At 32.0% G+C, this 26660-nt stretch carries 43 protein-coding genes and 1 pseudogene; 6 read left to right on the forward strand and 38 right to left on the reverse strand.

Features of this window, described 5'->3' with window-relative positions; translation table 11 throughout:
* Nucleotides 1-3: 3 nt before the first annotated feature.
* From BG261_RS07625 to BG261_RS11160, 33 genes are all read right to left on the reverse strand, one after another.
* A complete protein-coding gene (locus tag BG261_RS07625; RefSeq protein ID WP_070792826.1) occupies nucleotides 4-1479 on the reverse strand; it encodes a phage portal protein in 1476 nt (491 codons plus the stop codon).
* Between the two features lie 60 nt (nucleotides 1480-1539).
* A complete protein-coding gene (locus tag BG261_RS07630; RefSeq protein ID WP_070792761.1) occupies nucleotides 1540-2844 on the reverse strand; it encodes a PBSX family phage terminase large subunit in 1305 nt (434 codons plus the stop codon).
* The gene (gene terS, locus BG261_RS07635) at nucleotides 2825-3646 is read right to left on the reverse strand and encodes a phage terminase small subunit (RefSeq protein ID WP_070792762.1); all 822 of its coding nucleotides are present in this window, start codon (nucleotides 3644-3646) and stop codon (nucleotides 2825-2827) included. The genes BG261_RS07630 and terS overlap by 20 nt, the downstream gene beginning before the upstream one ends.
* Before the next feature lie 42 nt (nucleotides 3647-3688).
* Nucleotides 3689-3880 carry a hypothetical protein gene (locus BG261_RS07640; RefSeq protein WP_070792763.1) on the reverse strand — a complete coding sequence of 64 codons (192 nt, stop codon included), beginning with the start codon at nucleotides 3878-3880 and terminating at the stop codon, nucleotides 3689-3691.
* A gap of 139 nt (nucleotides 3881-4019) precedes the next feature.
* Complete coding sequence (locus BG261_RS07645) at nucleotides 4020-4211, reverse strand: hypothetical protein (RefSeq protein WP_070792764.1); 192 nt, start codon at nucleotides 4209-4211, stop codon at nucleotides 4020-4022.
* 30 nt (nucleotides 4212-4241) lie between these two features.
* Nucleotides 4242-5585 (reverse strand): ParB N-terminal domain-containing protein, encoded by a 1344-nt coding sequence (locus BG261_RS07650; RefSeq protein WP_070792765.1) that lies wholly within the window; start codon nucleotides 5583-5585, stop codon nucleotides 4242-4244.
* A gap of 190 nt (nucleotides 5586-5775) precedes the next feature.
* A complete protein-coding gene (locus BG261_RS07655) occupies nucleotides 5776-6192 on the reverse strand; it encodes an ArpU family phage packaging/lysis transcriptional regulator (protein ID WP_070792766.1) in 417 nt (138 codons plus the stop codon).
* A gap of 75 nt (nucleotides 6193-6267) precedes the next feature.
* Nucleotides 6268-6879 carry a hypothetical protein gene (locus BG261_RS07660; RefSeq protein WP_070792767.1) on the reverse strand — a complete coding sequence of 204 codons (612 nt, stop codon included), beginning with the start codon at nucleotides 6877-6879 and terminating at the stop codon, nucleotides 6268-6270.
* Nucleotides 6872-7564 (reverse strand): putative HNHc nuclease, encoded by a 693-nt coding sequence (locus tag BG261_RS07665; protein WP_070792768.1) that lies wholly within the window; start codon nucleotides 7562-7564, stop codon nucleotides 6872-6874. The genes BG261_RS07660 and BG261_RS07665 overlap by 8 nt, the downstream gene beginning before the upstream one ends.
* Nucleotides 7561-8052 (reverse strand): hypothetical protein, encoded by a 492-nt coding sequence (locus tag BG261_RS07670; protein WP_070792769.1) that lies wholly within the window; start codon nucleotides 8050-8052, stop codon nucleotides 7561-7563. The genes BG261_RS07665 and BG261_RS07670 overlap by 4 nt, the downstream gene beginning before the upstream one ends.
* A gap of 16 nt (nucleotides 8053-8068) precedes the next feature.
* The gene (locus tag BG261_RS07675; RefSeq protein ID WP_070792770.1) at nucleotides 8069-8251 is read right to left on the reverse strand and encodes a hypothetical protein; all 183 of its coding nucleotides are present in this window, start codon (nucleotides 8249-8251) and stop codon (nucleotides 8069-8071) included.
* A complete protein-coding gene (locus tag BG261_RS07680; protein WP_070792771.1) occupies nucleotides 8252-8512 on the reverse strand; it encodes a hypothetical protein in 261 nt (86 codons plus the stop codon).
* A 133-nt stretch (nucleotides 8513-8645) separates the two neighbouring features.
* Nucleotides 8646-8963, reverse strand: a complete 318-nt coding sequence (locus tag BG261_RS07685; protein ID WP_070792772.1) for a hypothetical protein — start codon at nucleotides 8961-8963, stop codon at nucleotides 8646-8648.
* Nucleotides 8950-9144 (reverse strand): hypothetical protein, encoded by a 195-nt coding sequence (locus BG261_RS07690; protein ID WP_070792773.1) that lies wholly within the window; start codon nucleotides 9142-9144, stop codon nucleotides 8950-8952. The genes BG261_RS07685 and BG261_RS07690 overlap by 14 nt, the downstream gene beginning before the upstream one ends.
* Before the next feature lies 1 nt (nucleotide 9145).
* Complete coding sequence (locus BG261_RS07695) at nucleotides 9146-9394, reverse strand: hypothetical protein (protein WP_070792774.1); 249 nt, start codon at nucleotides 9392-9394, stop codon at nucleotides 9146-9148.
* Nucleotides 9395-9471: 77 nt separating this feature from the next.
* Nucleotides 9472-9918 carry a RusA family crossover junction endodeoxyribonuclease gene (locus BG261_RS07700; RefSeq protein ID WP_070792775.1) on the reverse strand — a complete coding sequence of 149 codons (447 nt, stop codon included), beginning with the start codon at nucleotides 9916-9918 and terminating at the stop codon, nucleotides 9472-9474.
* Entirely contained in the window at nucleotides 9915-10346 is a 432-nt protein-coding gene (locus BG261_RS07705) for a YopX family protein (protein ID WP_070792776.1), read from the reverse strand. Before BG261_RS07705 ends, BG261_RS07700 begins: the two co-directional genes overlap by 4 nt.
* The gene (locus tag BG261_RS11510) at nucleotides 10333-10479 is read right to left on the reverse strand and encodes a hypothetical protein (protein ID WP_158007192.1); all 147 of its coding nucleotides are present in this window, start codon (nucleotides 10477-10479) and stop codon (nucleotides 10333-10335) included. The genes BG261_RS07705 and BG261_RS11510 overlap by 14 nt, the downstream gene beginning before the upstream one ends.
* Nucleotides 10445-10705, reverse strand: coding sequence for a hypothetical protein (locus BG261_RS07710; protein ID WP_070792777.1), 261 nt, complete (start codon nucleotides 10703-10705; stop codon nucleotides 10445-10447). The genes BG261_RS11510 and BG261_RS07710 overlap by 35 nt, the downstream gene beginning before the upstream one ends.
* Nucleotides 10702-10896, reverse strand: coding sequence for a hypothetical protein (locus BG261_RS07715; RefSeq protein WP_070792778.1), 195 nt, complete (start codon nucleotides 10894-10896; stop codon nucleotides 10702-10704). Before BG261_RS07715 ends, BG261_RS07710 begins: the two co-directional genes overlap by 4 nt.
* Before the next feature lie 17 nt (nucleotides 10897-10913).
* Nucleotides 10914-11906 (reverse strand): phage replisome organizer N-terminal domain-containing protein, encoded by a 993-nt coding sequence (locus BG261_RS11155; protein WP_075201855.1) that lies wholly within the window; start codon nucleotides 11904-11906, stop codon nucleotides 10914-10916.
* 12 nt (nucleotides 11907-11918) lie between these two features.
* Nucleotides 11919-12350, reverse strand: coding sequence for a single-stranded DNA-binding protein (ssb, locus tag BG261_RS07725; protein WP_070792779.1), 432 nt, complete (start codon nucleotides 12348-12350; stop codon nucleotides 11919-11921).
* Complete coding sequence (locus BG261_RS07730; RefSeq protein WP_070792780.1) at nucleotides 12340-13323, reverse strand: DUF1351 domain-containing protein; 984 nt, start codon at nucleotides 13321-13323, stop codon at nucleotides 12340-12342. The genes ssb and BG261_RS07730 overlap by 11 nt, the downstream gene beginning before the upstream one ends.
* A 15-nt stretch (nucleotides 13324-13338) precedes the next feature.
* On the reverse strand, nucleotides 13339-14238 hold the full coding sequence (locus tag BG261_RS07735; protein ID WP_070792781.1) for an ERF family protein: 900 nt from the start codon (nucleotides 14236-14238) through the stop codon (nucleotides 13339-13341).
* Nucleotides 14239-14249: 11 nt separating this feature from the next.
* On the reverse strand, nucleotides 14250-14480 hold the full coding sequence (locus BG261_RS07740) for a hypothetical protein (protein ID WP_070792782.1): 231 nt from the start codon (nucleotides 14478-14480) through the stop codon (nucleotides 14250-14252).
* On the reverse strand, nucleotides 14481-14672 hold the full coding sequence (locus BG261_RS07745) for a hypothetical protein (RefSeq protein WP_070792783.1): 192 nt from the start codon (nucleotides 14670-14672) through the stop codon (nucleotides 14481-14483). It lies immediately after the preceding gene.
* On the reverse strand, nucleotides 14672-16018 hold the full coding sequence (locus tag BG261_RS07750) for a PcfJ domain-containing protein (protein WP_070792784.1): 1347 nt from the start codon (nucleotides 16016-16018) through the stop codon (nucleotides 14672-14674). Before BG261_RS07750 ends, BG261_RS07745 begins: the two co-directional genes overlap by 1 nt.
* A gap of 11 nt (nucleotides 16019-16029) precedes the next feature.
* The gene (locus tag BG261_RS07755; RefSeq protein ID WP_070792785.1) at nucleotides 16030-16455 is read right to left on the reverse strand and encodes a Cas9 inhibitor AcrIIA9 family protein; all 426 of its coding nucleotides are present in this window, start codon (nucleotides 16453-16455) and stop codon (nucleotides 16030-16032) included.
* A complete protein-coding gene (locus tag BG261_RS11695; protein ID WP_267887307.1) occupies nucleotides 16452-16586 on the reverse strand; it encodes a hypothetical protein in 135 nt (44 codons plus the stop codon). Before BG261_RS11695 ends, BG261_RS07755 begins: the two co-directional genes overlap by 4 nt.
* 35 nt (nucleotides 16587-16621) lie before the next feature.
* Entirely contained in the window at nucleotides 16622-16762 is a 141-nt protein-coding gene (locus BG261_RS11515; RefSeq protein ID WP_158007193.1) for a hypothetical protein, read from the reverse strand.
* Between the two features lie 11 nt (nucleotides 16763-16773).
* Complete coding sequence (locus BG261_RS07760; protein WP_070792786.1) at nucleotides 16774-17118, reverse strand: DUF771 domain-containing protein; 345 nt, start codon at nucleotides 17116-17118, stop codon at nucleotides 16774-16776.
* A gap of 7 nt (nucleotides 17119-17125) precedes the next feature.
* Nucleotides 17126-17836 carry an ORF6N domain-containing protein gene (locus BG261_RS07765; RefSeq protein ID WP_070792787.1) on the reverse strand — a complete coding sequence of 237 codons (711 nt, stop codon included), beginning with the start codon at nucleotides 17834-17836 and terminating at the stop codon, nucleotides 17126-17128.
* Between the two features lie 16 nt (nucleotides 17837-17852).
* The gene (locus tag BG261_RS11160; protein ID WP_075201856.1) at nucleotides 17853-18029 is read right to left on the reverse strand and encodes a helix-turn-helix transcriptional regulator; all 177 of its coding nucleotides are present in this window, start codon (nucleotides 18027-18029) and stop codon (nucleotides 17853-17855) included.
* A gap of 295 nt (nucleotides 18030-18324) precedes the next feature.
* Between BG261_RS11160 and BG261_RS07770 the strand changes: the two genes are divergently transcribed.
* The 4 genes from BG261_RS07770 (at nucleotide 18325) to BG261_RS07785 (ending at nucleotide 20863) form a co-directional block, all read left to right on the forward strand.
* Entirely contained in the window at nucleotides 18325-18657 is a 333-nt protein-coding gene (locus BG261_RS07770) for a helix-turn-helix domain-containing protein (RefSeq protein ID WP_070792788.1), read from the forward strand.
* A gap of 14 nt (nucleotides 18658-18671) precedes the next feature.
* The gene (locus BG261_RS07775) at nucleotides 18672-19067 is read left to right on the forward strand and encodes a hypothetical protein (RefSeq protein WP_083318304.1); all 396 of its coding nucleotides are present in this window, start codon (nucleotides 18672-18674) and stop codon (nucleotides 19065-19067) included.
* 9 nt (nucleotides 19068-19076) lie between these two features.
* The gene (locus BG261_RS07780) at nucleotides 19077-19517 is read left to right on the forward strand and encodes a hypothetical protein (RefSeq protein WP_070792789.1); all 441 of its coding nucleotides are present in this window, start codon (nucleotides 19077-19079) and stop codon (nucleotides 19515-19517) included.
* Between the two features lie 218 nt (nucleotides 19518-19735).
* Nucleotides 19736-20863 carry a site-specific integrase gene (locus BG261_RS07785; RefSeq protein ID WP_070792790.1) on the forward strand — a complete coding sequence of 376 codons (1128 nt, stop codon included), beginning with the start codon at nucleotides 19736-19738 and terminating at the stop codon, nucleotides 20861-20863.
* A 416-nt stretch (nucleotides 20864-21279) separates the two neighbouring features.
* Here BG261_RS07785 and BG261_RS07790 read toward each other — a convergent pair whose 3' ends face one another.
* Nucleotides 21280-22104: a glycosyltransferase family 8 protein gene (locus BG261_RS07790; RefSeq protein ID WP_070792791.1), complete on the reverse strand. Its 825-nt coding sequence runs from the start codon at nucleotides 22102-22104 to the stop codon at nucleotides 21280-21282.
* Between the two features lie 234 nt (nucleotides 22105-22338).
* Here BG261_RS07790 and BG261_RS11575 point away from each other — a divergent pair.
* Together BG261_RS11575 and BG261_RS11580 are read left to right on the forward strand one after the other, a co-directional pair.
* Nucleotides 22339-22491, forward strand: a pseudogene (locus tag BG261_RS11575) (YjzC family protein); the annotation flags it as partial.
* Between the two features lie 6 nt (nucleotides 22492-22497).
* Nucleotides 22498-22659, forward strand: a complete 162-nt coding sequence (locus tag BG261_RS11580) for a YjzC family protein (protein WP_070792828.1) — start codon at nucleotides 22498-22500, stop codon at nucleotides 22657-22659.
* 43 nt (nucleotides 22660-22702) lie between these two features.
* Here the strand turns inward: BG261_RS11580 and BG261_RS07800 are convergent, their stop codons facing one another.
* From BG261_RS07800 to BG261_RS07815, 4 genes are read right to left on the reverse strand one after another with little or no spacing between them, the layout of a single operon-like run.
* Nucleotides 22703-23686: a siderophore ABC transporter substrate-binding protein gene (locus tag BG261_RS07800; RefSeq protein ID WP_070792792.1), complete on the reverse strand. Its 984-nt coding sequence runs from the start codon at nucleotides 23684-23686 to the stop codon at nucleotides 22703-22705.
* 24 nt (nucleotides 23687-23710) lie between these two features.
* Complete coding sequence (locus tag BG261_RS07805) at nucleotides 23711-24469, reverse strand: iron ABC transporter ATP-binding protein (RefSeq protein WP_070792793.1); 759 nt, start codon at nucleotides 24467-24469, stop codon at nucleotides 23711-23713.
* Nucleotides 24466-25425 (reverse strand): iron chelate uptake ABC transporter family permease subunit, encoded by a 960-nt coding sequence (locus tag BG261_RS07810; protein WP_070792794.1) that lies wholly within the window; start codon nucleotides 25423-25425, stop codon nucleotides 24466-24468. Before BG261_RS07810 ends, BG261_RS07805 begins: the two co-directional genes overlap by 4 nt.
* Nucleotides 25422-26369 carry an ABC transporter permease gene (locus BG261_RS07815; RefSeq protein ID WP_070792795.1) on the reverse strand — a complete coding sequence of 316 codons (948 nt, stop codon included), beginning with the start codon at nucleotides 26367-26369 and terminating at the stop codon, nucleotides 25422-25424. Before BG261_RS07815 ends, BG261_RS07810 begins: the two co-directional genes overlap by 4 nt.
* Between the last annotated feature and the right edge of the window lie 291 nt (nucleotides 26370-26660).

Below are 26660 nucleotides of genomic sequence, written 5' to 3' on the forward strand. Positions count from 1 at the left end.
TCATCACTCCATTTCCTCATCAAGTCCTTGAGAGTTAAATATACCTGTTGCTCTTGTAGCCACCTGTCTTAACGCCTCTGAATATACCATCTTAGCTTCTTCTTCAGGTAGCTCTAAAACATTCTCTAGTATCATTTCACCTGGAATCAAGCCAGAACTAAATAATCTTAAATAATATTCAAGCTGAGCCGGTTTATCTTGGAAAGCACCATCTTGAAAGTCAATTCCAATATCTTCGTTTTCAGGTATATCACCGTCGTAAATATCTAATGCTTTACCTAATTCACAAACACTGATAATTAATTCTTTCAAGAACTTTTCTACTTCAGTTATTTGCATTGACCTCGTTTGATAAGTTTGAGAGTTTTCACTAACAACCTCAGTAGCTGTCTTTGTACTTCTAACACCGTTCATATCAAACGTGAATGTTCCACTAGATAGACTAGTCTCCATTTCTAATGTTTTTAAGTGATGATTTATTGAAGAGATATAGCTCTCAGTACGAATATCAGAAGTTAAATCTTTAATTGTATAATCATCCATATTTGAACCAGGAATAAGTTGAAAAAGATCCTCATCATTATCAAAGAATAGTTTTACTTGACCATTTTCATCAGCTGAATTTAATAGCATTTCACTAACTGCTATTCTGCGCTTACCTGTTCTGATTTCTTGATCAAATTCATCATAAGATTTGTTAATCCTATCTAATGTGTCTTTGCAGTTATCACAAACACCAATACCTAAAGGACTATAAGGATTAATATTATTAAACCCACTAGGTTTTAAATAAGTAAATAAGGGTCTTGATAAACCATTAAATGCAACTGTCTCTTGCAGGTCATCATATAGCTCATTTAAAGGTGTTCGACTTCCGATAATGCTTGAATCCTTAGACTTATATAATTCATTAGAAATAATATAAATAGATTTGCCATTTGAATCTCTCTTCCACTCATGAAATTCAAGTAAGGTGTAGTATATAGTTTCACTACCATTTGATGTAGTAGTTTTAAAAGGTATTACACACTCGCTTATGTTATTTGTATTACTTCTTAACGGATAAAATGCATTCGCTAACGCCCACGAAAACTCAATCTGTTCAGATGTAGAGTCATAATATGGTCTACAAGCTAAACCACCAAGAGCAAACATTGGCTCTAAGTACTTGCTAAAGTTTTTCTTTAAATCATTATGTTCAATGACTTTCTTTATAAAATCAGATGCTGGACCATCAACACTTATTTCACACTGCTCGTTAAATACTACTGTTGAGTATTGATTGGCAACTTTTTTCATCATGTTGATAGTTGAGTACACACGACTAATTTCACGGCCATTACTGTTCTTGTAAATTACTTTTGGATAATTACCTTCATAATACTTTAAAGACTCCCTTATACGCTCGTAGTCTCTAGAATCGACGTTAACTTTAGGGTGATCAAAAATACTATTCAATGAGCTATTGCCTTCTAACATATATCCTCCTTTCTTGAAGAAATTTTTAATAGACTGAATAAGTCCCAACAAATCACCTCCTTAAACTTTCAAATTCCATTTCTTCGCTGCAGTTATCACTAGATATTTAAAAGCATCAACTGAGTGATCATCTACTTTCAACACTTTAGGATCATCGCTATTTAAAGTTTTTTCATCCCACATGTATTTCCTATGTTCATCAACAAATATCTCAGTTGATTTCTTTTTCAAGTAATAAAAACGACCTTGAGCAAGTAAGTCTTGCACAAAGTCAATCATAGTTACGTTCTTTAATTTATTAACAGGCTCTAATCTAATCTTAAAGTCCAAGTAATACTGATTTCTTAAAGCTCCTTCAGCACTATCAATCACACGAAAAACAATAGGTGCTTTCCATTCCATAGATGTACGTTTGATAAAGTCATTAAGTTCTTTGGATAATTCACTAGGAGCTTTTTTAATCGATTTTCCAGCTGGCGAATAATAGTACATATCTAGTAGAACTACATTTCTTTTATTCGTATATCCAACACAGACACATGAGGTTGCAGATACTTGATGTCCACTATCAATGCCATAATATAAGCCGACTACATATTCTCCTGAAGGTAACTCATCAAGTTCTTGAAATAGTTCTGCATTGTATACATTCGTTCCCATTCCAATTACTTCACCTAAATACATCCACCTGTAATAATCAAAATCATTTTCTTTGTACTTCTCTATTTTCCTAAGAATTTGTTCTGAATTATATCCAAGTTTGTCGTCTAAGTACGTTGAATGATGTATTAAAAAATCATCATCATTTCTATGCTTTTCTATGTAGTCATTAATCCACAAATATGGGTTTCTAGGTGGGTTATAACTTCCCCACGTAGTGACATTAAGTCCATAAGGTAAATCATTACGAATAAATGTATCTTGAATCTTATCTATCGCCTCTTCACCAGAAAAACTATCCATTTCTTCAAACCATAAGTCAGAAACAAACCCAATTGGTATCTTCAAAGATTTTAATTTTTCAGGGTCATCAGCACCACTGAAATAGAAACCAGTCCCCCATTTTTTATGAATGATTTCAAGGGGATTCTTTTTAAATATAAATTGATCTGCTACTCCTGCTTCGTGAAGTGCCCAAGTTATCTGAGAATAAACGGATTTATTAAGTGTATTAGCAACCTGTCTAAATGCAATAGCATTAGACTCCGGATACTTCATTTTCTTTGCAACTAGTTTGGTACTAATTACAGATGATTTAGTAGAGGAACGCCCACCTTTTAAAATGTTATTAGTTTTCTTACTCGTCCAAACTGGATAAAATACAGGATTAATTGTCCTAACAGGATTATTGATTAATGTTTTCATAATCTTCCGGATGTTCCTCCATATATTTCAGCATTTCATCTTCTGAATCTAAAAATACTACCTTGCCACTATTGTTGTCAGTTGAATTATTTGATAGTTTAATTTTTTCTATCTGTGCATCTACTAGTTGTGATTTCTGTTCATTCATAACTAAGTCATTCATTTGTTTAATAGTCTTAGTTATTTGGGTATTAATACGAGTAAGCGCATCTTCATGCTCAAGTATCTTGTCTACGTTGCTAAATTGCTTTCTTTCAACCTGAACATCAACAAGCTTTTCAACTTCTTTTCTGACTATTTCTCCATTAACTTCTACCGGTTCTTTCTTCTTCCTCAATTGAGATAGTATCGTCACCTCTTCAACGCTAAGATTTCTTTCTAAGTTCTTAATACGTTTAAGCATCCTACGTTGTCTAACTCTTTCGAGCGTGAGAGTCTCATTTAGAATAGAAAAAGGATCATTGCTAATTGAAGCAACAATCTCTTTCTCATCATCTTCTAACATATCGAAGTAAATAGTTTCAAACTCTCCAGTTTTAAGAGCGTTTTTGTTTCTTACCGGAGGGGCACCACCTTTATTACCTTGAGCATTTGCGTTACCCTTTAACGTTTCGTAACGCTCTTTTTCATTCGGAGCGCTCCGTTTCGTTTCTTCGTCCCATTTATCCTCAGATTTCCACTTTCTGATAGTAGAAGGTGATACATTTAATTCAATAGCAATGTCTTTTAAAAGCTTACTTTTATTAGATTCAATCCATATTTTATAAGCTTCATCTCGTTTTGGATTTCTACTTCTAGCCATTCACTAAACACCACCTCCTAATCTGTGTTTGTTTTCTTATTTTCACTTCATATTCTTTAAGTGCATTTCTATTTCAATTAAATCTTTCAAATCTTTAACTGTTGTTAATTTTATCTTGCCATCTTTGAAATTAGATAGCCATTGAGCTTTAGCTGTACGGATAATCTTGTTGTTCTCATCAATGAGATTTTTCTTTTCTATCGCACGTTCTAATTCATAATCTTCGATATCCATATTGTATATAACCTCGCATTAGTTTATAATGCTAAAAGACGTAGAACTTCGTTTTGAGCATGCATGCCAGCTTCTACGTCTTCGTTGGGTTATACCCTTCGTTGAACAGGTCGAGTGTTAGTCGCACTCGGCTTTTTCTTTATCTTAAAAATGATGCTACGCTAATAGCTTTAGGACGTTGATTATACTTCTTCGCAATCTCTTTAGATTTTACATTAAATGCTACCACAAATGGTTCAATCATATTAATTGCTTCTGCGCGTGTTATTAAGTTACTTCTGTATAAACTTCTTGCTTGTTCTGCTTTAATTTTTAATTCTTTATTATTCATTATCTTCACCTCACAGCAAGCATAACCTATCTATTCCGAATGCTCCAGCGATAACAGCAGATTTTCCAGTTCATCTTCTGATGTTTCTAACACTCCAAATTGATTACTTATTTCTTTTGGATCACCTTTGTAAAATACTAATACATTCTGATGTATCCTAACTACTTTTCGATTGTTCATTGACCTTCTAGCTCTTAATGCAGCCGAACCTGCAGTGTTGAGTAAAATCATATCATTGTAGAAATACAGTCCTTCTTTAGCGAAGGCTCTTTTTGTAACTCCTGTTAAATCACGATAAAAACCTTTACTATCTCTTACATCTGATATTGTTACCACTGCAAATCTATTATTTTTCAACTTCTTTGCTGCTTTAATTAGAATATCTGTATAAATTTCTACAAATTGATCATATTCCATATTACTGATATCAGCTTCATTGTCTGAATAAACTTCTAAATCAAAGTAAGGTGGACACGTAAACACTAAGTCCTGCGTCCCATCTTCAATGTATTTATTCATATTTTTACTATCATCACAGTACCAGTTGATATTATCAATGCCCATTTCTTTAGCATTGTTATAATTCGCATCTACTTGTTCTGACCTTAGGTCAATTCCTGTATATTCATGGCCAAGTTTGCTTGCTACTACTCCACGTACTGAGCCACCAGCAAATGGGTCAAATATTTTACTACCTTCCCCTGGAGTAAACCAAAGATATCCTAGTTCACATAACACTGGGTCAAATATTGATGTTCCTTCTAAACCAGTCGCCTTTAGGTTCTCACTAAATACTAGGTTATCTTCACGACCTACCTCACTTTTAATGCCTAGAGACTTCCACATTCTTTTTCTATCAATCCAGCGCTTGGTCTTAGTATCTAAATATGAGAACGGAGGAAATAAAAAAGTATCAAATAAATTTGAATCAATTGGATTGTTCTTAACTTTATCAGCTAATGTTTCCACTTCATCTAAATTACTTAATAACTCTTCAAATTCTTCTTCTGAAAATCCTGTAAGTTCAAAATCATCATCACTTAATGAATCAAGTAACTCTTTCAACTTATCATTTTCCCAATCACCAGATATCTTATTTAAGGCCACGTTAAGGGCTTTTTCTTTTTCCAGGGGTAAATCTACTATGGATACTTCTATCTCGTCATACAACCCCAAGCTTTTAGCCACAGATACCCTTTGATGTCCACCAACTAGGTTTCCGGTTTGCTTATTATAAATGGGAGGGTCTACAAAACCAAATTCCTCAATAGATTTTTTTAATTTCTCATATTCTTCCATACCAGGAACTAATTCAATACGAGGATTATATTTTGCAGGTTTCAAATCTGCTAATTTCATTTTCTGAATATCCATTATTAATTCCTTTCAACACAAAAAGCCTAGCTTTAACTAGACTTTCTAATATAAACCGAAGCATAAGCTCTTCTTTGAAGTTGTAGGTTGTCGTTTTCTTAACTTCGATTTTCTATAATACTATAATATCATCAAATTCTTGATATTTTTCCGTTCTTTTTCCGTTAAAATTCCGCTATTTTTCCGGTTTTTACAAATCTTTATAAATCTTACCTTTTTTATATACTTCAGCAAATGCCATAAATGCCATATTTAGATTTTCATAGTATTGAGTCTTTTCATACTGTGCTTTTTTTGCATAGTGAGCTTGACTGAATTGATTGCCGGTTTTTATATATCTGTAATGGAGTATATCGTACCAATCAATACTGAAACCCAATACTTTATCTACACCGTACTCTATCTCTTCAACCTCTATTCCCATTTCAATCCATTTTTCATAATTGACATTATTTTTGAATCCACCACTGGTTTTTTCATCTGACCAGGATGGAGACTGTATTGAAGGAGCTAGATTTTTGTATCTCCTTTTTATTTTAGGATAGCTCAATAGAATTCTTTTAGCTTCTTTTGCTGCTGCTTTATCGTCAAATTCTAATTCCTCCATCACCCCTCCTTTCCTACTTACTACCGTAATAAATCACGACAGCGACTAATACTATTCCAATAATTATTTTAAACATCACACCTCCACGAGCACAGCTTCAGCACCCTCAATTTTGTTTACACGTATGTATTCGTTAGCTTCTTCTTCCGTGTTCCATTTATAGCAATTTTCTTCTGTCACCCACGGCTTGAATCCTATACGGTCAAAAGCACCTAATTTTTTCGTTCTCCAAACAACTTCTTCTTCATCAGTTGCTTCCACAGTCCACCTAATCTCTTTCTCCACCTCATACTCAAGGTCTCCAAGAATTATACGGATAATGCTTTCTGCGTTCTTATAAATCCAATTCCATTTATCTTCATCTTCTAAAAATATACCTGTGAAATATGATTCAAAATTTGATATTTGGAAAATAACATTTTGACCTTGTTGTCGTATATTTTTATACCACTGGTCAAACCATTTTGGCACAACGATTTTTGGTTTAACCGGATTATTTTTCTTTACTAATTCTAAATCTCCTTCATAAACATCTAAAGATGATATTTCAGAAGAATGATAGACTATGACATTCTCGGCAAGAACTAAGTTTAATTTTGTAATAATTCCGATAGATCCTTTTCCTACTTTTCCACCAATCCAGTTTTTTTTGAATTTAACAATATCTCCAACTTTAAATTTACTCATAACTTACCTTTCTTATCTTCTCGATTTCTTCTTGCGTTAATCTAACGCCTTTTACTTTATATCTATCTTTGAACTCCCAAAGTGGCATTGAATGTTTAATTGTATGATGTTCTCTACATAGTGCAGCGTAGTCGTATTTTTCTCCATCTACTTTATCTCGATTATTACCCATTCCAACTGTCTTACTGAAATGGTCTATGTCTGCATTATGCTTACCACAGATGCAACATACTCGATTCATCACACATTTGTAGAAATAATAATCAATATGTCCTGGTAATATCTCATATCCATCTTTAAACGGTATGTCATTCTCGAATATAAAGTCAATTACTAAATCAGTTAACACTACAACATCAGAGACACTTGCATTAGATGTATCTTTCAAGCTTATTTCTCTTCCAGTTTCCTGTTCATACTGAAAGTAGAACATCTCTTTTAAGTCATCTCTTGGCTGTCCAGTAAACGTATTAATATCATTCACTAGAGCAAAGAAGAAGTATCTCTGTTGTTTAGTGAACTTTCTAGGGTCAGTAAATCTTATCTCTACCTCTCGTGGACCAACATAGCCATCATATATAGTTTTAAGGCGTTCAAGGTTAATCTGTTCATTTATCTCCACAGCTAGTTTATTTCCGTCAACGTTTCTGACTCTAGCTGAGTATGTATCAGTTTGATATTTCAATCATTCTTTATCTCCTCCCAATAAGGATTTTGCTTATATGCTTTTTTTACTTCTCTTGATAATGACCTTAAAATACTACTCTGTATTTTTATTTTGTCTTCAATGTAAATCATTTTTTTATTAGGTTTTCTAACCAATCCTATTGCACCACGTTCATCAACTGTCAAGAAACCTACGCCACTAAACATTAATCTTGATAACTTTTCATTTTTCTTATCTCTTAGTTTTTCAAAAAGTTCTTTAGGCATAACCATGTAATTATAATCACCTACAAACGATAATTTAGCACTTGAGTTAAAGTCATTCTCACTTACTTTTATTTCATATGCTCTTATTTCACTTTTTGTATTTATCGTTATGTAGTCAACTATTTCAATGTTTTTAATATCAAAACCTATCTTGACCTCAAAGCACCCAAATGTTCCCATATTCTGCGAGTAGCCCCATAGTGCTTTCTCACACTTTTTTGTTTCTAATGTTTTTGCCATTTAATCCCTGTTACTTTCATATTATTAAAAATGTCACCCATAGTGCTAGTCCCATCAATAGCAAAGTTATTGGTATTAACAATATTTTTTGCCACCATATAATTTTAGGATTTCTAAAAGACCAAGTTAGAAATGAAGAACCTGATTGACCAATTGCAGTTCCTATAACAAATGGAAATAACTCTTTAACTAACTTCATTCATTCCCCTTTGTAGTATAGGTGATTATTGTACAATCTAGGTGTCATAGAATCTTTATAGATAAAATATTCTATGCCTGTCTCGCTATCCTTTACTAGCTGTGCCGGATAGTCGCTATCACCAATTGGAACCAGGGTAACTAGTTCTAGTCGTACTTGTTTCTTTTCTTCAACTTTTCGTTCTTGCTTACTGCAACCGACTAGCATTATTCCTGACGCCACGAAAAATGTCAGTAGCAAGGCTTTAATTAGTTTTTTCATTCTTTTACCCTCCCGCATTTCTTGCATTTCCAATATCCATAATGGTCTGGAATACCTATTGTGTGATAGCAATAATCATGTTTGCAAAAATTCTGTTTTACAAACTCTTTCAAACTTATAAAAATATCTCCCATCATACTTCCTCCTCGAAAGTTTTCTTGTACCATTCGATATATTCTTCTTTCGTGCATTCATCAGTGCAAGGTTCACTTACATAATAATCAAAATACCTCCACCCTTCCAAAGCTCTTTCATAAGCAAATTCAGCAGGTGGTAAATTCTCCATATCGTCAAAAGCTGGTTCTCTTTTAACCATAAAAGCTGTCCATTCTACATCTTCAAACATATCACAACAAAAATTATCTCTTTTTACTTCTCTAACTGTATTTCCAAATACAATTTTCTGACCCTTTTCTGAGTCATATTTATCCCAAATTCTATATGCTTTCATTAAGTTTCCTCCCACATATTGGACAATAATTTATTTTAATATCGTCATTTATATCTCCTTCTCCCCAAAAGTCCTCAATTCTTAATTTGCTATCTTTGATTTGAAGTCTAAGTTCTTCGTTGTCTGTTCCCAAAAGCTTATCACCTTTACATACTTGACATTTTTCCAGTTTTCTATCCATTTCATTCTCCTATCCAATTTCTTCTTATATTTTGGTCTGTTTGTTCGTCAATTTCAGCTTGTCTTGTAAGCTTAACGTCAATATATGCTGTTAGATAGTCGTAGTCTTCTTTACTTAGAGGACATAATGATTCGGTCCCTAAATAACAAATTCTATATGCCTCTCTATCTCCAATTGGGTATTTCAAAATAGTTTTGACTAAGTCCAAGTTGATATACTCTCCGTCAGGGACTTTTACAAATTCACTCATTTCATTCTCCTTCGTATGCTCATATAAGCCGTTTTAAGCGAGTAAAATTATTTAGGTATAAATACCTTATTTATCATTTAATTGCTCAATTTGGCTTGTTTCTGTTTAAATTTTGGTAGTTTATACAACTCTATCTCAATTCTTGGATTGAGTGAGTATAACTTCTCTGAACTAGATGCTGCAATCTGTCCATCATCTTTGAACAAAATTTCATTACAGGCATCTTGTATTGCTTTTACATAGTTATCAAGATCAGGTCTTTTATCAACGTAGTAGGTTTCTAAAATTTCATTTGGTACTGGGTTCTTAGTCTTCAACTTTGATATTGCAAGAGGTGGCCAGATAAAGAATGAAATTCCAATGTACACCGGACCACTCTCTATTTTTTCTAGTCTCTCACTTCTTAGAAGATAAGCTACATATTCTTTCCACTTCGTCATGTCTGTTTCTTCATAGGCTCTACCTTGTCTTGTAAACCTCGGTCTTGATTGAGGTTTTGGTTTAATGTCTAGAGTTATTTTCATTCTTGCTCCAAAAGTTCTGGATTCTCGTAAATATTTCCAATGACTATAAGATCATCACATTTAGGTGTCCCATTAGTAGTGTCAACAAAATCATCAAAATCGTGAGTATCGTCAAATACATCTTCAATGTAAAAACAATAGCAATCATTTTTCACTACTCCGATAAAGGAAAATTCAAAAAAGTTATATGAGACGATATCGCCCTCGTAGATTTCAGCACCATCTTTGTCCTTTAATCCTGTGTACTGCATAAGCTCTAATTCATCAAGATAAAGTGTTTCCCATCTAGAATCAGGATTTTCGTATAGCCCATCATCGCTCCTATAGAGTTCTATCATTTTGTCTGTGAAATCAATTGATACCACATCTTCTGATTTGAACATCTCACATTTTTCTTTGCTATATGCTCTAAATTTAATCTCTCTCATCTTCTGCCTCCAAACGTGCAATCTTCCCATCCATTTCTTTTAGTTCAAATAATGTTTCATCAACTAAGCCGTAATATTCCCAAAGCTTTTCTTGAAGCTCATTTCTTTTGCTGATTATTTCTTCTCTGGTCATTTAACTTCTCCAGTTCTGAATATCTAACGAGTACCCTCTTGCCTGCTTTCAAGACTTCGATAAGGTCTTTTTTATGATGTTTAGTCACTTCAAGGACTACTGTTTTGTTATATAGCCCAACTACCTTACCAGTAAATTGATATTGTAGTTTCTCAGTTCTTGCATTATATACGTCATTTAGTTTTACTTCGCTACGACGTACTCCTTGTTTTAAATCGATATTCATTTAATATTCTCCAATAAATTAACAAAATCATCTGAAAGCATTGATAGCTCTATCGCTTTACTTCTGTAACATTTCAAGTTTTCGATCATCGCTGCTATTGCATTTTTTGTTAACTTTCCTTGATTTCTCTTATCTTTGTAGTAGTTGTATTCATTACCTAAGTCGTTAATTATTTCTGCAACTTCATTCATTCATCTACCTCAACTTTCTAGAAAGATATGCTCTCATATTCTAATTGCTCCTCAGAAGTTAGTCCTTCGTTCTTCATTTTCACAGATAGTTGTTGGTATCGCTGCATTTTAGCAAGCTCGGCCATCTCTTCTTCTGTAGGTTCACGTTCTTCTTTTGGCTTATCATTATGCCAATCTGGAACTTTAGCACTTGATTTAGTATTATCTTGAGTCTTAGGACTCATTCTTCTTTGGAATTCTTCATCTTGAATCCTTACTTGATCAAGAGTAGTAATATTACTATTAGCCCAACTCTTTAAAATAGCTTGGGCATATGAGTAACGAGCACCTTTCAGCACAGCCCTTGTCATCGCTTCAATAATTAATTCATGACCATAGTCTGTAAAGTCGAATCTTAGAGTCTCCATTACCACAGGTTGAATGTTTCCAAAGTTTTGAGTATAGAATTGAATGAGTTTTTGGAAGTTGTCAGGATTTTCTTTTTCTTCTTCTAACTCTATTTCTATATCTTTATCTATTTCTTTATCTATTTCTTTATCTATATCTATATCTATATCTGTTGCGTTACCTTGCGTTACTTCACCGTTACCAGTAACGTTACTAGTAACGTTACCTAACGTTAGTTGTTTTTGTCTTTCTTTGAATTTTGCTTGTCTAATTCTGTTTTGTTCTCTAACTTTATCCATTCCTTCGACAGCTTGGTATTTTTCCCAATTTTTAACGAAAATTATGTCATCATAAGTTTTTATCATTGAATATTTTTCAAGTGTGATAATCGCGAACTTTACAAATTCAACTGTAAAATCAAAGTCTGCTGCTAAATCTTCTACTTCATAAGGTAAAGTGTCAGTCATAAAAAGACCTCCACTTTTATTGCTTTCACCTGCTCTAGCTAATAAGAAAACCCAAAACAAAATAACTTTATCGCCGTCAGGTAATTTTCTAATTCGTTTGATTTTCTTATTATCCGGTAGGTTAGTTGCTAATTTTATCCAACTAATTTCTGCCATTACTCTCTCCTGTTAAAACGGTAAATCATAATCATCAATATTGACGGGACTGCCACCACCGAATGGATCGTTTTCACTTGATTGTTGCGTAGTTCGCTGACTTTGAGTCCCTTCTCTTGTCGAGCGACTTTCCATGAAGGTAACATTGTCAGCTACTACTTCAGTTATATAAACACGTTGTCCTTGTTGATTTTCATAATTACGAGTCTGAATACGTCCTGTAACTCCAAGAAGATTACCTCTCTTAGCACCGAAACGAGCTAAGAACTCTGCCGTTTGTCTCCAAGCTACTACTTGAACAAAATCAGCATCATATTCACCATTTTGGTTTTTAAAATTACGAGTTATTGCCAATGTAAAACTTGTATTTGATTGACCACTGGCAGTTTGTTTAATCTCAATATCTTTTGTTAGTCGGCCAACTATTACTACATTATTTATCATTGTTTGCCTCATTCCATTCTTTCACAGTTCCAAAGAATAAAGCCTCATGTTCAATATCATATGCTTCCAAGAAACTTTTCAGCATCGATTGTTGTTGGCTATTTTCAAGCGTTATTTTGAGGTTAAGAATTGCTGGAAATTCATCAGTACTTTCTGCTTCATATGGCACTGGAACAACTAAATCAGTTTCATTCATTCCAAAATCTTCAGCTAACTTTCTGTCTTCATAATCCTGGGCTTGTTGTTTAAGCTCTGCCAGTCTTTGTTCTTCTCTCGCCTTAGTTTCTTCAACGTCTTTGGTCATAATTTGCAATATTTCAGATATTTCCTTATCTTGGTCTATCATGTAGAGATAAGGAGTTGGGCTTGTACCAATAGCTATCGCTTGTGTACTAATTGCATCCTCTATATTTTTTCTACGTCTAAGTTCATCAGCTTTATTTTGAACTGCTTCAGTAATTTCTTTTTTAAGTTTTGACGTTTCTTCAAAGTTGTTTTTGAAATATGCTGCATTAAGCCATTTAGGATTCATTTCAATTAAATTTGGATCAACTTCTTTTTCATTTGCACTTGCAGTTACAAGGATATTAATCACATCTTGTCTTTGATTTTTAATATTTTCATCAACTTCTTGTATCTGCTTTTTCATATCTTCATGAATATTGTCGAGTGGTTCAAGTAATGTTTTTAAATCTTTTTCAAACTTATCTAATGGCTTGTTAAATTCCTTTTTCACTTTTTTTCTTTCATCGTCAAATGCAATTAGAACTTTATTGATTTTAGCTTTCTCATCTCTATCCTCTTTGAGAGTTTCTAAAGTAACTTCATAACCATCATAATGTTCTTTCATCTCTTCCATTTTGCCTGCAATAGCTTCTGCTTGTGCTATTGTCAGAATTGAGGGAGTATAATCAATATTTACATCTGATACATCTATACTTGGAACTGCACTATTTGTCACATCTTTAACCATTTTTATATTCTCCTTTTAGAACTTTCTTTTGTTTTCTTGTTGAGGTTTATCTTCTTGTTTTCTACCATAAGCATTGATAAGTACTTCTAATTCTGCTTTAAACCCTTTATATGTTTGATCCGTCTTTTTCAAAAAGCTATTAACTTCTTCTTTTGATAATCCAGTAACAGCAATGACTTCAGCTCTTAGCTTGCTTATTTCTTGTGCCTCAGCTCGTCTTTTTGCTTGCTCTTCTTCACTTATTTCCTCTTCCTGGTTCTCTTCTTCAGAAACTTGTTCATCTATTTTTTTTGAGTTGTTAGATTCTACAGGTTCTTGACCAGTTTGAGATAGTTCAATAAGAACTTTTTCAAGTGAATTGTAATCTTTTGGCGCATCATCTAGCTTGTTTTTAATAAAATCAGTTGCAAAGCCTCTATCTTGCAATTTCTTGACTAGGCTCTTGATTCTAGCCGTATCGTATTCCGAAAGACCATACAAAGTTTGTTCGCTTTGTTGTAGTGATTTATCAATGCTATTTCCGTTTGCTTGCTCTCCGTCATCATCAATTTCACTAGCTATACCAAAGGCCATTGACAAGCTATAACGCCTTGCATAAGTCAATGCACTTCCTAAGGCTTGAGCTTTGTTAGTCCTCTTGTTTTCTAAACCATCAGCAATTAAACTACCCTCGATTTCAAGTGTTTGATCATACCCATTCATTACAGTCATCATTACATTTTCTTTTGGGTAGTTATACCAGTATATTTTGGCTTGTGCTTCACTTATAGCCTCATTGATACTTGCTATAACATCATCCAAGGTTACATAATTACTACTAAAGACTGGATTTTTACCAGACTTTTTAGGTTGCTTTATTGTTTTCTGCACGCTTGATAAAGCTTCATATAGATTGCTATATTTCTTTTCTTCCATTGTCTCTTCTCCTAAAATGTTAAATCTCCATACTTTTCTTCAAGCATTTTACAAACACGTTTGTAAAACTTATAGAATCCGTTGTTTTCATAGTTTATATTGTCTACATTGGTTTCAAATAACGTACTGTAGATAGATAATGTTTCTTCCCAATCATCTATACTTAAGTTAGAAATATCCTGTTCAATTGCCGCATAAGCTACATTGTAATTTGCTACTAATTGTTCTTCTGTTAATTCCATTTACCCCTCCAGCTTGTGCAAGAAGAATAAAGTTATCACCATAGTGACAAATACTATAAACAGACCAATTGCGGTAATTAAAATTGCCCATTTAAAGCCACCTCTCACGCCTTTAACCTTAAAGGCATATAAATATATCAATATCAATAAAGTAAGCACTAGAGCTAGTAAATTGACCACTGTATTATCCATTAAGCTACCTCCTTGTGCTTAACCTTTTTAGATTTCTGTTGAATTAGTTCAACCCATTCATCTACAACTTCTTTTAATTTTTGACTAGGTGCTTTATTATATTCACCTCTTATTTGAATTAATTTTCCTCTTTTATATTCCAATGTGTAGAAGGGTACATTAGGTTTAGATTTTTCTCTTATAAAGACTATTGTTGTCTCTCCCTCTGCATGACGTTCAATATAAGTTCCTACACAATGCTTTAATGTCTTACCTTCATTTATCAACTCTTGAGAATTACCAGGTAGCCTAAATATGTAACCATCCAATTCCATTTCATAGAACTTTCTATCTTGAATTTGCTGTGAAAATAACATCCTTCGTTCTTCCTGGACCTTAGCATTAAAAATCTTTACTGCTTTGTCATGATCTACTTTTAGATTTTTAGGTAATATTAGACTTTTTGAATTTGCTTCTATATCTAATTTTTTTAGTAAATTCCTGTAATCGTCATAGTAGTTAAAATTACAGTTTTGCTTAACTAAATAATTTTGAAATTTTAGTAGACCTACTTCTTTCGGAATACTGTTTAAATCATCTTTACTTAAATGTTTTTCAACACCAGGAACAAACTTAATTCCACGTTTTTCAATCTCAGCTTTTAAAAGACAATCATTATAATTTCGCTTGGAATTCTTTAAAAACTGTTTATTTCTTTTCAAAAAGTTCATAGTAATACTTCTCATATCACAGTTATGCTCAATAATATCTCTAGCAATTATTTCAGCACCAATTTTTTGAGCGTATTCAATCTCTTTGCGATATTTATATAAGTTGTGTAGATTTTCATAGTCCGAATGTTCAATTTGTAGATATTTTAATTCTGATATTCTAAATATTCTTTCAATCCAATCATTCTCGTATACATATGGCCACGCTACTGTAAAACCATTTGATAATGAAGCTTTATTGAAATTATAGATTTTCCCTCCAATAATATTTCCATAGTAATTATTGTGTAGACCGACCTTTATAAATTCACCATTTGAGAGATACTCCAGATTGAGAAGTTCCTTATCGAATTTTTGTTTTCCATCTTCAAATCTTGAAAAAATTCTGTAGGTCTGAATTTCTATACGTTTTGAGGTACTTAAAATAATAATGAAGAATTCAGATCTGTCATAAAACGATAATTTTGAATTTTTGGTTAATCTCTTTTTGACTACATGTTCATGCTTTCTTTCTGATCCAACTATAGTTTCATTTTTATTGGACCAAATATAAGTTGGAAAGCATGAGTAACACCATTCAAAGAATTTTTTCGGTGGTTTTAAACACGTATCTATATAATCTTGTGCAGTTTTCATGTAAACACCCCCTAATCTAAGAAATCAAATATTGTCATTTGACCAGATTCTTCTTTGGATTTCTTTTTAGTAGGTTTAGGCTTATGATTAACTACTTTCAAAATTTCATCTGGCAATGGTTCTGATTTTTTCGGAGTTGGTATCTTTTTAACCGGCATGTCGACTACAATTTTATCTGATGCGTAGTACTCTTTTACCCATGAAAATACGTCATCATCTTCAATAAATATGCTTCCATTTACGGCTAGTTCCCTAGCCTTAGAAGTTATAAATTCATATGCTTCATTTAATGTCTTTCCCTTTTTCAGAATTCCATTAAATAGTTCTTCATCTTCTTGATAACAAATCCAATTATGAATTCTATGTATTTGTGGGGTAGTTTTATCAGTTATTTCTTCAAGCATCTTTGCTAGTGCTTTATCTTTTGTAGCTGTCATTTCCAACCCTCCACAATTTCATGTTGTAGATATGCGTTATCAATAGTGAAAAAAATTCCATTTAACTTTTTCTTAATTTGAACAATTTCATCTGTTTCTTTGATACATACTTCTATTTTTTTCTTCTGCATGTTATACTATCCTTATAAATCTTTTTCAATGTCGCTTATGGTTGTAGCCTAGCGACTTTTTTTATGCGCTTTTTTCTTTCGTTATCTTCTCGTCTACTTACTTGCAAGTATGAAAAGAACATTGCAAATAAGAAGAAGACTGTTAACACTAATAATGTTCCTAAAAATTCACTCATTCTTTTCTCCTTTACATCCAGTTTTGCAAATCATTATTTACAAAATCAATCATTTGTTTTCTCTTAAATCTATATCCATCATTTTGATAACGAGGAAATCTAACAAAACCTTTTTCATTATTATTTGACATGTCAAATTGTTCTAAAAAATTGGGGTCTTTAAATAAATTATTCTTTATCCATGTCTTTTCCCTTGCGCATAGCTTTTCAAATTCATCCATTTTAGCGTAGCCATTGCTTTCTGCTTGGTCTGCTTTATCAATAAGTTCTTCTAGTTCTACTTTATTAATTAGAATCATGTCATCAGGAATGCTTATTGAAACTTCAGCTTTAATTAATTGTTGAAAACTTTTCATACTTCATTTAGTCTCCCAATTCTTTTAGTTTTGCATTTGTTACAGATGAAGGCTCCCAGCTTCTTATGAAATCAAGAACACTTTCAAAGTCTTTGTCTTTTATACGACCACGATTTGGAGCATTGAAGACTTGTTTTATACTTGAATTTAAGTCAGTGAATAGTAATCGTCTTGCTTCAAGTCCTAAGTGTCGTTCAGAAATTATTTTATGAACTTTCTTTGAAACATTTCTTCCAATTGTTCCGTAATCTTCTGTGGTAATGGATTTATTTTCTTCAATTTCAGTAAGTCGAGTATCAATCATATCTACTCGTTCGTTTACTTCTTCGTTTGCTGCAAGAGCTAATTTTGCTAATTCGCGTGGACTAGATGGAACTTCTTTTAAGTCCTGTACTTTAAAGTATGTATCTATTAATTTTTCATACATATTCCATGCTTGATCAGTATTCAAAGATTTAGCATGTAAAAAAGCACCATTTTCGGTCCAAAGGTAGAGTTTATTAATATTTTTCGCGAGTCGTAAATTTGGGGATTCGCTTGAAAATTTTTTTAAATCTTCCCCTTCAAGTACAATGTAATGTTTTCCTTCTTCATATCTTTCCTTATTGTTATTAAAATTTTTGCTAATTAATTTACTTTTTGCTCCATATCCTTCAGCAAGTTGTTGCGTTGTTAAAACTCTTTTGCTTTGATAAGAAATTACTTTAATACTTTCCATATTTTCCTTTCATAATTTAATCAATATTGAGTACTTTTTTTATTAGCTCAATCTGTTTCTCTGATGAGCGTTTCCCTTTTAAAATATCTGACAAATATGATTGAGAAATACCAAGGGCTTTTGCTAGGTCTGCTTGAGTCATATTTTTTTGAACAAGTTCTACTCTTACTTGTACAGCTAAATTGTTTCCCATACTACCTCCTTTTTTCTTTTAAAATATATAAGCTAATTTTTTTCGCTTATTTTCACATTATTTATTGACATATTTATACAAATATTCTACAATTAGGGTATAGAAAAAGCATACATATCTAAAACATTAATCTATTCAATAGTTTGGCGACTGAGCGAATATAAAATTTATGTTTATTTAAATTATGTGCTACGCTTATTAAATTAGCTTACAAGTACATTATATACATATTTTCTACAATGTCAATAGTTAGTGTAGCTTTTTCGTATAAATTTCTCAACTAGGAAGGTTCGCAATGAATTTATATGAAAGAATACAAGAATTAGCAAAATCTAAAGGTTTGTCTATAAGGCAACTTGAAGAAGCTGTGGGATTTGGTAACGGAGTGATTAGAAGATGGGCAAGTTCTTCCCCAGGAATTGATAAAGTTGAAAAAGTTGCTAATTATTTAAATGTAGATATAGATTTTTTGTTGGGCAGAAAAGAAAAGAATACTCCTATTAAACAAGAAATTGATGTTGAAAACATAGTTGATGAATTGATGTTTTTCGGTGGTGAACCGGTGAGTGATGAAGAGAAAGAAGCTATCAAAGGTATAATAGAGGGATATCTAAATACCAGAAAATAGTTAAAGGTATATTTATGAGCGCACAACAATTTGCTAGGGAATTAGGAATAAATATAGAAAAGTTCCCTCCAAGTTCAGTAGTTACTAAAAATGGATTTTTCGCAAAGGATTTGAATACTATATTTTTAAGAAATAACCTAACTTCAACAGTTCATGATAAGACTATTTATCATGAAATAAAACATAGAGATCATTATCCTGCTCAATACAAAAATAACCCCATTCTTTGCGAGAATGAGGCTGATAGATTTATGATTAGAAAACTGATAGAACAATATATGACAGAACTTGATCTTGAACCTGAGGAGTTTAATTGGACTAGATTTGTGCAATACTACGATCTACCTACGACTACAAATGCAGAAATGGTACAAAGTGAGTTTTTTGACTACATTAACAATTTAGTATAAGGAGAAAAAATGAAAAAGTATATTACTTTAGGATTAACGCTACTATTATCACTGCTAATTATTTCTGGATGTGGAAATAAGAATATAATAAATCTTTCTTCAGAAAAAGAAATAAGAATAAACGACTTTAAAATTCAACCCAAAGAAGCTGAAATAAAAGATGATAATCTAATAGTTACTTTAGACTGGTCTTTCGGGAACAATGATGATAGTATGAAAAAACAAAAATTTATTCAAAGCGGAATTTTATTCTTTGCAGAACAAGATGGAGAAAATCTAGCTAGTGATATTAAAGATGCTAATATGTACACCGAAACATATGAAACAAATAAGTCTACAATTAGACCATCTTTTAAACTAAAGAACAAAAATAATACTGTAAAAATTACACTATCAAAAGACGGAAATACTTCTGCTACTGAATCGTTTGAAATTAATTTAAAAAAATAATTATGGATTTTAATACTATAATAAAAGATCTTGATAAACTATCATGTGAAGATATAGAAAGATTAAAAATCAAACTTCAAGATTTATTAAAAGGATAAATAAAAAAAACGTCATTCTCCCCGACCAAAGTTTGAATGACGTTTATATCGACAAAAACCACTTCAATAGGGTAGTTTTCTTATACCCTATTCTACACGAAAAGGGAGAATTATTCAATCATGGCTAGATATATTAAACGTGGTAACGTATGGCAATATGAAATTTCTTACAAAGATATTGACGGTAATTTCAAAAAAATCCGTAAAAGTGGATTTAAGAAAAAACAAGATGCTATTGTTGCTGCTAATCAAATTGAAATAGAAGTCTCAAAAGGCATGAAATTTGAGGAAAAAAATGTATCGCTATATCATTACTTCAAGAGTTGGATAGATACCTATAAAAAAGGTAAAGTATCTGATCAAACTTATAACAAATATGCAAATTCACTTAAAAATATTGACAAATATTTTGGTAGAATAGCTATCAAAAGTATTAAAAGGTTAAACTATCAACAATATCTTAACGAGTATGCTGAAATACATGCTACTTCGAGTGTCCGAAGATTAAATTCGCATATTAGAACAAGTATAATTGCAGCGATTGACGAAGGACTAATACCTTTTGACTTTACCAAAGGAGCTGTGGTCGTTGGACAAGCTGAGACAAGAAAAGAAAGTGAAAAGTACCTAGATTATGATAATTACAAAGAGTTGATGCAGTTTACCAAGGAAAAGATACATCCTGAATCAGCAACTAGCTTACTAATCTATTTAGCTGGTATGACTGGTATGCGTTATGGAGAATTGGCAGGTTTATCCTGGAAGCATATTGATTTTAAGAACAATATGATAAGTATTGAGAGAGCTTATATAACTTCCACTAAAACTTTTGGACCCACAAAAAATGAGCAGTCAGTAAGAAAAGTTATTGTATCTCAAGCTACTATGGACTTATTGAAAAATTATAAAACAAGACAAGCTGATTATTTCAAGAAGAATAATGTAATTAATAATGAAAAATTAATCTTTATGAATCCAAGCGGAAAAATTGTTGCAAATGCTACGATAAACAAAGCATTGATAAGATACCAAAAAAAATTGAAAATTAAACAATCAATCAGCATTCATGGATTAAGGCATACTTATGCTTCTGTTTTAATAATGAAAGGTATAAATATATTAGCAGTTTCAAAAACTTTAGGTCATAAATCAGTAGATATAACAATGAATACTTATACACATATTTTGAAAGAACTTGAAAAAATAGAAAATGAAAAAATAGGAACAATTTTAGACGACGTCGCCTAAAACTGCTCCTTTTCTTTTTTACATTTGTGCCAAATTTTGTGCCAAATTTTTAAATTTTGATACAAAATGAAACTTTCATGATTTTTAGAAATGCTTTAGGCAATGGGTTTTGCCACTTGAAACCTAGTGAAAAATACCTTGTGACATTCACCAGTGGGGAAACAAACCCCGCCCTGAAGACGTGGCAAACGTACCTATAGCTTAATTCTTCATTTAAAATACTTCTGCCCAAAGTATTTTGTGCCAAAAATGTGCCAACATTTATAGCTAAAAAATAAAAAGATAACGCTTAACCACCTATTATTTTACCACAAATGTCAGAATTCTTTTACTTTAAAGTACTTTTATTTATTAAAAATATTTTTAATGTACGGAAATTCTTTCCAAATAAAAAATAAGCGCAAATTCGCTTATTTTTAAATGTAATTTTTTGTTAGCATACGATAATTTTCATAAAGTACCGTAAATCTCGTATCATTTTTTTCATCCCATGGTTTTGGTTGACCACAAAAATGTAAAACAGCTGTGTTTTCTGCAACCCAATGAATGTCTTCTTTCCCAAGGCTTCTTGTTAAGTAACTAGAATACTTTCTGGCATCATAATTCCATATTTCTTCAGGAACTCCAAGTATATAATTACCATATAAAAAATTAAGAATATCCTGATCAGGTAAAATCAAAACGGCATTATAATTTTCAATTACTTCATTAATGTCTTCTATTTTCACGACTGATCTAAGCATATCAAGATCCATTATCATTACTCCTGAATTATAGTAGTCATGATCTGTCCCCAAACGGATATTATTTACACCATTGATAATATTTGTTACACCTGCATGTGTTGAAGCAGTTAACATATTTCCCTTTAAGTCCATTTCCCATAAAGGTCTCAATGGATTGATAATAAGAATATCTGGATCCAAGTAAAGTACTTTTTTAAGCTCTTTAGGCAATATTTGACCTGCAAGTAATCTAAAATACATTTCTTTTGGATATCTATCGACAGTTTTCGCTTTATCAAATAAACTTTCATCAACCACTACTGCTTCAAATTCCCAATTAAATCTAATAGCTTGTTTATTTAATAAATCTAATTTTTCCTGCGGAATACTTTGATGTATTAGCCAAATTTTAAATATATCATCTTGATTATTAAGATATATAGATGTTAACATAACTTGAAGTGGATTGAGATAGTTTTCATCTATTGTAACTAATATGTCTATTTTTTCTTTCATCATGTACCTCGTATGTATTTTCTATATCAAGAGTAACATTTATTGATTTGTCAATCAAGGATACACAATATTGTATATAATTTCATTGATTGGTCTAGATAATTTAAAAATAAATTGTCAAGAATTATCAAACTTTTATCTTGCTTTTTTATATTTACTTGAGTATAATAACCATAGAAAACGTTTTCATTTTATTGAGTATTAAAAATTATATATCATATAAAGGAGAATTTTATGGTAAAACCTTTTAAACCAGGGACTGATAATGTGCCTCCTGGCAAGTACAGAGAAGTTGGGCCTCGCGGTGGTAGAATTCCAAATGAACGCATTGTAACTATTGATGAGGGTGACAGACTTCCACCAACAAAGAAAGCTGGTGATGGGTGGCTTCATATGACTCCGCACAAATCTGGAACAGATAATTTACCTGCTGGTAAATATATTGAAGTTGGACCAAATGGTGAAAAACTTGAAAAAGAACACATCATTTCTATTGATCGTGGTGATAGGCTTCCGCCAGTTAAAAAAGCTGGGAATGGTTGGTTCAGAATGTAATTAATAAAAGGTATTGAAATATTAAATTTCAATACCTTTTTTGCTATTCTGCTTTTTGTAAATCACTTGTCATTACTTCTAAAGATTCAATTCCTGATCCTGCTAGATACCAAACTTGAGGATCTAATGAAATTACTTTACCATTTTTCCCTGCATTTGTTCCCTTGACCAAATCATTGTCAGCTAAATTGTTTTTTGAATCATCTCCACCAATTGCTTTTGTACGGTCAATTGTAAAGATAATATCAGGATTTTTTTCTGCAATGTATTCATAAGAAACGCTTTGTCCATGACCTTCAGATTTGATATTATCATCTGCTGGTTTGAAACCATAAGCATCATAGATAATACCAAAACGAGAATCTTTACCAAATGTTGATAGGCTTCCTTCACTTGCCATAATAATCAAAGACTTCTTATCTGATTTAGAATTTTCTTCTTTTAATTTATCCATTGAAGATTGAATTGAAGCAAGTTTTTTATCAGCTTCTTCTTCTTTTCCAAAAATCTTAGCTAATTCTTGAATTCCTTCTTGAGTTGATTTCCAAGGTGCTGATTCTTCTACTGAGAAAAATACAGTAGGAGCAATCTTTTCAAATTGTTCTTGATAATCTTTTTGACGTCCAGAAATTATAATCAAATCAGGTTTAATGTTATTAACCTTCTCTAAGTCTGGCTCCTTAACACCACCAACAGATTCAACATCATCATATTGCTTTAAATATGTAGGAAGAACATCTTTTGGAAGTCCAACAACTCTATCCTTTAATCCCAGTGAATCTAGAGTATCAAGAGAACTATAATTAAATACTACAACTTTCTTTGGATTGTAAGGAACAGTTTTCTTTCCATTTTTATCCTTGATTTCTACAACTTTTATATCATCTGTTTTACTAGTTTCATTTGAACTTGATACTTGAGTTGTTGAAGATGAACTTTCTTTACTTGATGATTCCTTTGAGTTCCCACAAGCAGCTAGTGTAATCACACTGACAGCAAGCAAGAATGTTGATAAAAATTTTTTCATTATACGTTATCCTCCATAAGATAATTAATTAAAATATTGACAAAATGCATTACCCTCAATCTGGTGAACTTTGATTTGCATATCATACAAATCACTTAGAACACTTTCTTGAATTATTTTTTCTGTTTTACCTACTTGAAAAATTTGACCATTTTTCATGGCAACAATGTAATCAGAATATGCTGAAGCAAAGTTTATATCATGTAGGACGATAAAAATTGTTTTCTTTTCTTCTGCTACTAATTCTTTCAGAAGTGTCATTATCTGTTGTGCGTGGTTCATATCTAAATTGTTAAGGGGTTCATCCAATAAGATATAATCACTGTCTTGAGCTAAAATCATGGCAATATATACCCGTTGTAGCTGCCCACCAGATAATTCATTAATGTTATTTTGTGACAAATGATTTAGATTCATTTGACTCAAAACCTTATCTATTATCGCATTATCTTCACTAGTCAGTCTTCCCTTACTATATGGATAACGACCAAAAGATACTAAATCTCTAACACTTATTTTTAAGTTATAAGCATTTGTTTGTTTAAGAATTGAAAGTTTCTTAGCAAGCTCCTTTGACGACCATGACTTAAGCTCATTTTCATCAATGTATATTTCTCCAACATTGAATGTTTGTAATCTACTTATCAATGAAAGTAAAGTTGATTTACCGGCACCATTAGGTCCAATAAAGGCAATAAATTTTCCAGCAGGGATTTCTAAATCAATATTTGATAGAATCTCTTTTTTTCCAATTGATTTTGCTAGATTATTAATGTTAATCATACTTTTCTCTCCCTTAATATTTTTCCTATGAAGATTACTCCACCAAGAAACTGGATTATTACGCTTATCGTTGTTGAAAAACCGAAGACTTGCTCAACAAGAAATTGTCCGCCCACAAGTAGAATTACGCCCAACAAAGAGCTACAGATAAATAAATTTCGATGGTTAAATGAACCAAAGAAAATATAGCTAATAATTGAAATAATGAAACCTAGAAAGACTGTCGGTCCAACAAGAGCTGTTGATGTCGCCGTCAGCATAGAAATAAATACAAGACTCAAAATTTGAATTCGATGCACATTTATTCCTAGATTAACTGCCGCATCTCGCCCCAAGGTTAATACGTCCAACTGACTTGATATAAATAAAAAGTAAATGCAGGCAACCAAGATGATAATTATTGCTGCAATCATATGGTTAGTATTTACGTTATTAAATGATGCAAATAGTTTACCTTGAAGCATGTCATACTCGTTTGGATTCATTATCACTTGTAAGAAAGTACTTATACTTGAGAAAAAGGTTCCCGATACTATCCCTATCATTAGGACTTCATAGAGGTCATTTTTTTCTTTCCTTACAAACATGACAATTATGAGAGTAGATAAAATTGTCATTATCAATATTGTTCCAAGAAACAAATAAATTGATTCTTGTGATAACATCTTTACTCCTCCTATAAAGAAGAAAAGTGATGTTTGAATCAGTACATACAAATTATCTAAGCCAAGAATACCAGGACTTAATAATCTATTATTGGTCAAGGTCTGAAAAGAAATTGTTGAGACTGAGCTTGCAATCGCAACAAGAACAAAACCAATAACTTTTTTACCTCTAAGAGATAGGGCAAAATCTAAGTTTCCATAGGTATTGTAGGTGAGATAAACAATAACCATCAATACTGCTACAAAAAATAATGAGCTTGCCTTAATCCATATTTTTTTGTCCTTAATCATCTTCTCATTCTCCTTAATAGGAAGAAGATAAACATTGCTCCACCTAAACTTCCAACAATAACACTAACTGGAATCTCATAAGGAGCTATGAGAGTTCTTGATAAAATATCACAAACAACTAAGAAGATACTACCAAATATCCAAGTTAGATTAAGAGTGTTTTTCAAGTGATCTCCATACAATATTGATACAAGATTTGGAATGATTATTCCAAGAAACGGAATACTTCCAACCATTATCAATACAGAGCTACTGCCAAGGGAAACAAGAACTAAAACAATTAATTGGATTAATTTGTAGTTCATACCAAGACTCGCTGCTACTTCATCTCCTAATCCAAGCACTGTTATCTTATAGGCCATTAAGTAAAGTGCTATAAAAACAGGAACTGTTAAGTAGATTAGCTCATATTGTCCTTTCATGATTGTAGAGAAATTTCCTTGAAGCCAAGAAGAAAGGTTTTGGATTATTTGAAACTGATAGGCAAAAAAGATCGCCACAGAACCGATAATATTTCCATACATTATACCGGCTAAGGGTAGAATCATTTCATCTCCTTTGGGCAATAGTCGACTTAAAGCCAGAAAAGTTAGTGAAGAAATGAAAGCAAAGATAAATGCAAATGTCGATTTCAAAAGAATTGTTGAAGCAGGAAAAAATAACATGGCAACAAGTATTCCAAGCCTTGCACTATCCATCATTCCGATAGTACCTGCTGATACAAACTTGTTTTGCATCATATGCTGCATGACTTTTCCTGATATACTCACCATACCACCAGCTAAAATTAAACTAATAGTTCTAGGAAGTCTAACCTTATTTAACATCATTAATTGTTGTGAATCTCCATGCAAAATTCCATCAATTGTAATATTATGTACTCCGATAAAGAGTGACAGTAGACTCACTAATAGCAAGGTCATAAGTGGTAGATATTTTCTCACTTCGACTCCTTTTAAAATCGTTGATTTGTCTTCCATATATTCTTGAAGCCAAGAAATATTCCTTCATAAATAAAACATTCATAAGCTATTAAGTAACATATTTAAAAGCTTGTGAATTTTTTTATCACTTGAAGACAAATTTAGTATAACATTGTAAAAAGTATTTGACAATATAAATGTAAAACATTTTTTACTTTTATGTATAAAGTCTGAGTATGAGCCTTTATATATATAAAATAATAATTAAAAAAACCATTAAGATATTTATCCTAATGGTTTAGATTGTGAATT

Source organism: Floricoccus tropicus, from assembly GCF_001832905.1.
GTDB classification, from domain to species: domain Bacteria; phylum Bacillota; class Bacilli; order Lactobacillales; family Streptococcaceae; genus Floricoccus; species Floricoccus tropicus.